Raw genomic sequence first — 8057 nt, 5'->3', positions numbered from 1 at the left:
AAACGCCCGGTTACATTCCGAACCCGGAAGCTAAGCCTCACAGCGCCGATGGTACTGCAGGGGGGACCCTGTGGGAGAGTAGGACGCCGCCGAACTCCTTTTACAGCTCCGGCTCTTGGGCACTGCCCAAGAGCCGGAGCTTTTTTGCGTTGAGGTAAGGTCAGGAGGCATCGTTGGCTCGTTTCGCACAGGAGGCCCCCGGGTGGAGGTCCAGGAGACCCGCGTCCAGACAGACCGGGTCCTCACCATCCCCAACATCCTCAGCATGGCACGGCTCGTCGGCGTCCCCGTCTTCCTGTGGTTGATCCTCAGGCCTGAGTTCGGGGGCCCCAAGAGTGACGGCTGGGCTCTCCTCGTGCTGGCCTTCAGCGGGGTCAGCGACTATCTCGACGGCAAGCTCGCCCGGCGCTGGAACCAGATCAGCAACCTCGGCCGGCTCCTCGACCCCGCCGCCGACCGGCTCTATGTCCTTTCCACGCTGGTCGGTCTCACCTGGCGGGAGATCCTGCCGCTCTGGCTGACCGCTCTCCTGCTCGCGCGAGAGCTGATGCTTCTGGTGATGGTGGGCATCCTCCGCCGGCACGGGTATCCGCCGCCGCAGGTGAACTTCCTCGGGAAGGCGGCCACCTTCAACCTGATGTACGCCTTCCCGCTGCTGCTCCTTAGCGACGGGAGCGGTTGGATCGCGTCACTCGCTGCAATTTTCGGATGGGCGTTCGCCGGATGGGGTACAACGCTCTACTGGTGGGCAGGAGTGCTCTACGTGGTACAAGTCCGCCGTCTCGTCAGTGCGGACGCCACGGCCGATTGAGCTCGGCGATTGTCCGGACGTTTACGCCACGATGGCCCGCGGTGGAAAAGTGCGGGACAATCTGGACGGGTGAAGTCGGCTAGACCGTCGTCTCTTGTGAGGAGGACGCTTCCGACATGAAGGCCGTCGTGATGGCCGGGGGCGAAGGCACCCGCCTGCGCCCCATGACCTCGAGCATGCCCAAGCCGCTCCTGCCCGTGGCCAACCGCCCGATCATGGAGCACGTGCTACGGCTGCTCAAAAGGCACGGGCTCACCGAGACCGTTGTCACCGTCCAGTTCCTGGCATCGCTCGTCAAGAACTACTTCGGCGACGGTGAAGAGCTCGGAATGGAGCTCACCTATGCCAATGAGGAGAAGCCACTCGGTACCGCCGGAAGCGTCAAGAACGCCGAAGAGGCGTTGAAGGACGATGCCTTCCTCGTCATCTCCGGTGATGCCCTGACCGACTTCGACCTCACGGAGCTGATCAATTTTCACAAGGAGAAGGGCGCACTGGTCACGGTCTGTCTGACGCGCGTGCCCAATCCGCTGGAGTTCGGCATCACCATCGTGGACGAGGAAGGCAAGGTCGAGCGGTTCCTCGAGAAGCCGACCTGGGGGCAGGTCTTCTCCGACACGGTCAACACGGGCATCTACGTCATGGAGCCCGAGGTATTCAACTACGTCGAACCCGATGTTCCGGTCGACTGGTCCGGTGACGTCTTCCCGCAGCTGATGAAGGAGGGCAAGCCGATCTACGGCTATGTCGCCGAGGGCTACTGGGAGGACGTCGGCACCCACGAGAGCTATGTGAAGGCGCAGGCCGACGTGCTCGAGGGCAAGGTCAACGTCGACATCGACGGCTTCGAGATCTCGCCTGGTGTGTGGGTGGCGGAAGGCGCCGAGGTGCATCCCGACGCCGTACTGCGAGGGCCGTTGTACATCGGCGACTACGCGAAGGTGGAGGCCGGCGCGGAGATCCGCGAGCACACGGTTGTCGGCTCGAACGTCGTCGTGAAGAGCGGTGCCTTTCTGCACAAGGCCGTCGTGCACGACAACGTGTACGTCGGGCAGCACAGCAATCTGCGCGGCTGTGTCGTCGGCAAGAACACCGACATCATGCGCGCCGCGCGGATCGAGGACGGCGCGGTCATCGGCGACGAGTGCCTGATCGGTGAGGAATCGATCGTTCAGGGCAATGTCCGGGTCTATCCGTTCAAGACCATCGAGGCCGGTGCCTTCGTCAACACCTCCGTCATCTGGGAGTCGCGGGGGCAGGCCCATCTCTTCGGTGCCCGTGGTGTGTCCGGCATCCTGAATGTGGAGATCACGCCGGAGCTGGCCGTGCGGCTGGCCGGTGCCTACGCGACGACGCTCAAGAAGGGCTCGACCGTCACCACGGCCCGCGACCACTCCCGAGGCGCCCGTGCGCTGAAGCGGGCGGTCATCTCGGCGTTGCAGGCCAGCGCGATCGACGTACGCGACCTGGAGAACGTACCGCTGCCCGTGGCCCGGCAGCAGACCGCGCGCGGCAGTGCCGGCGGCATCATGATCCGGACCTCGCCGGGGGTGCCGGACTCGGTCGACATCATGTTCTTCGACGGCAACGGCGCCGACCTGTCGCAGGGCAGCCAGCGCAAGCTGGACCGGGTGTTCGCGCGGCAGGAGTACCGGCGGGCGTTCCCCGGCGAGATCGGCGACCTGTACTTCCCGGCGAGCGTGTTCGACTCGTACACCGGGTCGCTGCTGCGGAATGTCGACACGACCGGGATCGCCGAATCCGGTCTCAAGGTCGTCGTCGACGCCTCCAACGGCAGTGCCGGGCTCGTGCTGCCCAGCCTGCTCGGGAAGCTGGGCGTGGACTCCCTGACCATCAATCCCGGTCTCGACGAGTCCCGGCCCACCGAGACGGGCGAGATGCGGCGCAACGGTCTGGTGCGGCTGGGCGAGATAGTGGCCTCCTCGGGGGCGGCGTTCGGTGTCCGGTTCGACCCCGTCGGCGAGCGGCTTTCGCTCGTGGACGAGAAGGGCCGGATCATCGAGGACGACCGCGCCCTGCTGGTGATGCTGGACCTGGTGGCGGCGGAGCGGCGCAGCGGCCGGGTGGCGCTGCCCGTGACCACGACCCGGATCGCCGAGCAGGTGGCCGCCTACCACGGCACCCAGGTCGAGTGGACGACGACCTCGCCGGACGACCTCACGCGCGTGGGCGGCGAGGAGGGCACCATCTTCGGCGGTGACGGCAAGGGCGGGTTCATCGTGCCCGAGTTCAGCAGCGTGTACGACGGCACCGCGGCCTTCGTACGGCTGATCGGGCTGGTGGCGCGTACCCAGCTCACGCTGAGCCAGATCGACGCGAGGATTCCGCGGGCGCACGTCCTCAAGCGGGACCTGGCCACGCCGTGGGCCGTCAAGGGCCTGGTCATGCGGCGGGTCGTCGAGGCCGCCGGGGATCGCTTCGTCGACACGACCGACGGTGTGCGGGTCGTGGAGACGGACGGGCGCTGGGTGATGGTGCTGCCCGACCCGGCCGAGGCCGTCACCCATCTGTGGGCCGAGGGACCGGACGACGCCTCGGCGCAGGCCCTGCTGGACGAGTGGTCGGCCGTCGTGGACAGTGCCGGGCGGTAAGAGAGGACACCCGACCGCACGGTAGAACCCGTGCACGCGCGCGTGCCGGACAAGTGTCCCCGAGGGGGCCTGTCCGGCACGCCGGTGGGGCCGTTCGGAGTAATCGGTCGCGACATGCGACGATGTGCGGCATGCCGCAGCAACCCCCCGTTCGGAGCAGCCCCGCGCGGCCGCAGCGCCCGGACGCCTCCATGTCGTTGATCACCAACGTCATGGACCACAGCCTCGACGACGGATACGCCGAGGCCGCCGCCCGGAAGAAGTCCGAGGGCGGCGAGGGCGGGCTGCCCAAGACGGTGAGGGCGAAGCTGGGCCTGGCGGCCGGTCTCGTCCTCGCGGCACTGGTCGTCACGGTCGGGGCGGCCCAGACGCGGGCGGCGGCGCCGGTGGTGGCCAAGGAGCACCAGGAGCTGATCGACCGCATCGACAGCGAGACCGCGAGCGCGGACAAGCTGGAGGGCTCGGTCGACAAGCTCAGGGACGACGTCAGCGCGCGTCAGCGGGCGGCGCTGAAGTCGAGCGGCGGCAGCGCGCAGGCGGATCTGGTGGGCGTTCTGTCGGGGGCCACCGCGGTCCACGGTCCGGGCGTCAAGCTCGTCGTGAACGACGCCAAGGAGGCCAGTTCCGGGGGCGACGGCACCAATCCGCGGGAGACCTCGGGGTTCTCCGACACGGGCCGGGTGCGTGACCGGGACATGCAGCGCGTGGTCAACGGGCTGTGGGAGTCCGGTGCGGAGGCGATCTCCGTCAACGGGGAGCGGCTGACCTCCTTGTCCGCGATCAGGGCCGCGGGAGACGCGATACTGGTCGACAACAGGCCGCTGGTACCGCCGTACACAGTGCTGGCGGTGGGGGACGGGGAACGGTTGAGCACCGGGTTCCAGAACAGTGCCGACGGCCTGTATCTGCATGCCCTGGAGCAGAACTTCGGTATCCGCGCCACCATCTCCACCGAGGGCGACGTACGGTTGCCCGCCGCACCGAGTGTGATCGTACGTACAGCACAGCCGAGCACCGAGAAGATGGAGAAGGGCACATCGTGATCGCCGTACTGGGCCTCGTCGTGGGAGTCGTGGCCGGCCTGTTGGTCCGGCCCGAGGTTCCGGCGGTCGTGGAGCCTTATCTGCCGATCGCCGTCGTCGCGGCGCTGGACGCCGTCTTCGGCGGCCTTCGGGCCATGCTCGACGGGATCTTCGACGACAAGGTCTTCGTGGTGTCGTTCCTGTCGAACGTGGTCGTCGCCGCCCTGATCGTGTTCCTGGGTGACAAGTTGGGCGTGGGCGCGCAGCTGTCCACGGGTGTCGTGGTGGTCCTCGGCATCCGGATCTTCTCCAACGCCGCTGCGATCCGGCGGCACGTGTTCCGGGCGTGACACTGATGAGCGAGCAGAACGAGCAGCCCGAGAACCGGCTGCGCAAGGAACTCCCCGAGGAGGTGCCCGCGCGGGCACCGGAGCCGGCGCCGCAGGAGAAGACGGACGCGCCGCTGACCGGGCGGCAGCGGCTGTTCCAGGGGCTGTGGCCGCCGCGGCTCACCCGGGCCCAACTCATCGTCGCCCTGTTGCTGTTCGGCCTCGGCTTCGGTCTGGCGGTGCAGGTGGCGTCCAACAGCGACAGCGACAGCGCGCTGCGGGGCGCACGACAGGAAGATCTTGTTCGCATCCTCGATGAACTGGATTCGCGTACCCAGCGTCTTGAGGACGAGAAGCAGGGACTCGAAAAGCAGCGCCAGGAACTGCAGAGCAGTTCCGACCAGGCGGCGGAGGCTCGCAGGCAGACGGCCGAGAAGGAGAGGCAACTCGGCATTCTGGCGGGCACCGTGGCGGCGCAGGGGCCCGGCATCACGATGACGGTCGAGGACACGAAGGGGACGGTCAAGGCGGACATGCTGCTCGACGCGATCCAGGAGTTGCGCGCGGCCGGTGCCGAGGCGATCCAGGTCAACGGGGTGCGGGTGGTCGCGGGCACCTACTTCGCCGATTCCGGGAACGGAGTCAGCGTCGACGGGAACAAGATCAACGCCCCCTATCGTTTCAAGGTCATCGGCAAGCCGCAGGACCTGGAGCCGGCCCTTAACATCCCGGGAGGCGTGGTGCAGACGCTGGAGAAGGAGCAGGCCACGGTGACGGTCGACCAGTCGGACAAGATCGTCGTGGACGCCTTGCGACAGGCGAAGCGGCCTGACTACGCTCGGTCGTCCTCCCAGTGAACCGGCGGTGCATGGGGGACGTCCGGCAGGGGCATGAGGTTGCGGGGGGTCGACGCACCGAAGGGGTGGTGCGTGGTGGAAACTGTCTGATGGATACGGACGTTGTGAGAATGTCCGGCTCGGCCGGTGTAGGCAATCAGGGTTCGTCCTGCCCCACGGGCGGGTCTGTTTCGGTCAAGGGGAATCGCCCGTGAAGTTGTTTGCGAAGTTGTTCGGCAAGAGCGCGCGAGAGGGCAGCGACAACGCGACCGCTCGGCACCGCGCGCAGCCCGACGCGGAGGGCCGGCGCCCGCTGTTCCGGGATCAGGTCGCTGGTCCGGGCGGTGACATTTCCGGAGGTCAGGGCGGGGCGTCGGTTGACCCTGCCCAGGCCGGCGGCATAGGTTTCGGGCAACCGTCGACCTCAGGTGCGGGAGGAGGGTTCGCCTCCGGCCCGTACGCGTCCAACGCCCCGGCGGGGCAGCCGCAGCAGGAGGGTCCGTCCATGTCGGTCCTGGTGTGTACGAGGTGCGGTAACCGCAACGCGGAGAACGCCCGCTTCTGCTCCAACTGTGGCGCGCCGCTGCGCCCCGGAGTGACGCCGGAGCGTGCCGCGGAGACGACGTCCACGATCTCGATCTCCGGGCTCGAGGCCTACGACGCCGAGGTCACCGGTCAGACCCAGATGCCGATGCTGTCTCCGGAGGCGCAGGCCGCGGTGGACGCGCTGCCGATGGGATCGGCGCTGCTGGTGGTGCGCCGGGGACCGAACTCGGGCAGCCGCTTCCTCCTCGACAGCGACCTGACCACGGCCGGCCGTCACCCGCAGAGCGACATCTTCCTGGACGACGTCACGGTCTCGCGTCGCCACGTGGAGTTCCGGCGCTCTCCTGACGGGTCGTTCACGGTGGCCGACGTCGGCAGTCTGAACGGCACGTACGTCAACCGCGAGCGGATCGACCAGGTGGCTCTGTCGAACGGCGACGAGGTGCAGATCGGCAAGTACCGGCTGGTGTTCTACGCGAGCCGGCAGGGCATCTGACCCGCACCCGGACCGGTGTCCGGGGGACCCCAGGGAAGGTCCATGCTTCAAACACCGAGCGGCGGTGCCGGAAGCGGTACCGCCGCCAGGGACAGCGGGCTGATGAGCATCGGCTCGGTGCTGAACGCGCTGCGTGAGGAATTCCCCGAAGTCACCATCTCCAAGATCCGTTTCCTGGAGTCCGAGGGGCTGATCGAACCGCAGCGGACCCCGTCGGGGTACCGCAAGTTCAGCGCGGGAGATGTCGAGCGCCTGGCCCAGGTGCTGAGAATGCAGCGGGACCACTATCTGCCGCTCAAGGTGATCCGTGAGCATCTGGACGCCATGGAGCGGGGTGAGGCCGTCCAGCTGCCCGTCGTGGGCCGCCAGCGCACCGCTGAGGACGCTCCGGAGCAGCCCCTGGCGCCCATGGTGGCCCGGGTCGGCAGGGCCGAGCTGCTGGCGGCCGCGGAGATCGAAGAGGGCGAGCTCAAGGAGTGGGAGTCGTACGGGCTCATCGCTCCCCTGGAGGACGGGGCGTACGACGCCGAGGCGGTCACCGTGGCCTCGCTCGTGGCAGAGCTGGGCCGGTTCGGGATCGAGCCACGCCACCTTCGGGTGATGAAGGCCGCCGCCGACCGCGAGGCGGGACTCGTCGACCAGGTGGTGGCCCCGCTCAGGCTCCACCGCAACCCGCAGACCAGGGCGCATGCCGAGGCCCGTACGAAGGAGCTGGCGGGGCTCACGGTGAAGTTGCACGCGGCACTGGTGCAGACCGCTCTCGGCGTACGGCTGCCGTGACCTCCGAGGGGCCGCAGGCGGCCGGATCGGGCACCTGTTCCCGGCCCGACTACCCAAACGTCCCGGGCACGGCCTAGGGTTGCTGTGTGAACGAGCTCGATGTCGTAGGTGTCCGGGTCGAAATGCCCTCCAACCAACCGATCGTGCTCCTGCGCGAAGTGGGAGGCGACCGTTACCTCCCCATCTGGATCGGGCCGGGGGAGGCGACAGCGATCGCATTCGCCCAGCAGGGCATGGCCCCCGCCAGGCCGCTGACCCACGACCTGTTCAAGGACGTGCTGGAGGCCGTAGGCCAGGAGCTGACCGAAGTACGCATCACCGATCTGCGGGAAGGCGTCTTCTACGCGGAGCTGGTCTTCGCCAGCGGGGTCGAGGTCAGCGCTCGTCCCTCCGATGCCATAGCGCTGGCCCTGCGCACGGGGACGCCGATCTACGGCAGCGACACGGTGCTGGACGACGCCGGCATCGCCATCCCGGACGAGCAGGAGGACGAGGTGGAGAAGTTCCGCGAGTTCCTCGACCAGATCTCGCCCGAGGACTTCGGTACCAGCAACCAGTGACGGCGGACGGCCGGTGGGTCTCCGCGCCCGGCGTACGGGCAATTGCCACCGGTCTGTGAGAGCGT

At 68.0% G+C, this 8057-nt stretch carries 8 protein-coding genes and 1 rRNA gene; all 9 read left to right on the top strand.

Annotated elements, in window-relative coordinates; genetic code table 11:
- Positions 1-95 (top strand): 5S ribosomal RNA (gene rrf, locus AB0L59_RS40740); the annotation flags it as partial.
- Between the two features lie 107 nt (positions 96-202).
- Positions 203-811, top strand: coding sequence for a CDP-alcohol phosphatidyltransferase family protein (locus tag AB0L59_RS40735; protein ID WP_365592838.1), 609 nt, complete (start codon positions 203-205; stop codon positions 809-811).
- Between the two features lie 116 nt (positions 812-927).
- Positions 928-3423 (top strand): mannose-1-phosphate guanyltransferase, encoded by a 2496-nt coding sequence (locus tag AB0L59_RS40730; RefSeq protein WP_365592835.1) that lies wholly within the window; start codon positions 928-930, stop codon positions 3421-3423.
- A 122-nt stretch (positions 3424-3545) separates the two neighbouring features.
- Complete coding sequence (locus tag AB0L59_RS40725) at positions 3546-4466, top strand: DUF881 domain-containing protein (protein WP_365592832.1); 921 nt, start codon at positions 3546-3548, stop codon at positions 4464-4466.
- Entirely contained in the window at positions 4463-4795 is a 333-nt protein-coding gene (locus tag AB0L59_RS40720; protein WP_003988855.1) for a small basic family protein, read from the top strand. Before AB0L59_RS40725 ends, AB0L59_RS40720 begins: the two co-directional genes overlap by 4 nt.
- Before the next feature lie 5 nt (positions 4796-4800).
- Positions 4801-5631, top strand: a complete 831-nt coding sequence (locus tag AB0L59_RS40715; RefSeq protein WP_365592829.1) for a DUF881 domain-containing protein — start codon at positions 4801-4803, stop codon at positions 5629-5631.
- A gap of 190 nt (positions 5632-5821) precedes the next feature.
- Positions 5822-6652, top strand: a complete 831-nt coding sequence (locus AB0L59_RS40710) for an FHA domain-containing protein (RefSeq protein WP_365592826.1) — start codon at positions 5822-5824, stop codon at positions 6650-6652.
- A 42-nt stretch (positions 6653-6694) separates the two neighbouring features.
- Positions 6695-7432 carry a MerR family transcriptional regulator gene (locus AB0L59_RS40705; protein ID WP_365592823.1) on the top strand — a complete coding sequence of 246 codons (738 nt, stop codon included), beginning with the start codon at positions 6695-6697 and terminating at the stop codon, positions 7430-7432.
- A gap of 86 nt (positions 7433-7518) precedes the next feature.
- Positions 7519-7992, top strand: coding sequence for a bifunctional nuclease family protein (locus AB0L59_RS40700; RefSeq protein ID WP_004934251.1), 474 nt, complete (start codon positions 7519-7521; stop codon positions 7990-7992).
- Positions 7993-8057 lie beyond the last annotated feature (65 nt).

It is taken from the genome of Streptomyces sp. NPDC052109, assembly GCF_040680195.1.
Lineage (GTDB): Bacteria > Actinomycetota > Actinomycetes > Streptomycetales > Streptomycetaceae > Streptomyces.
Note: the sequence above shows the minus strand (reverse complement) of the source record. Positions and strands in the feature narration are given on the sequence as shown.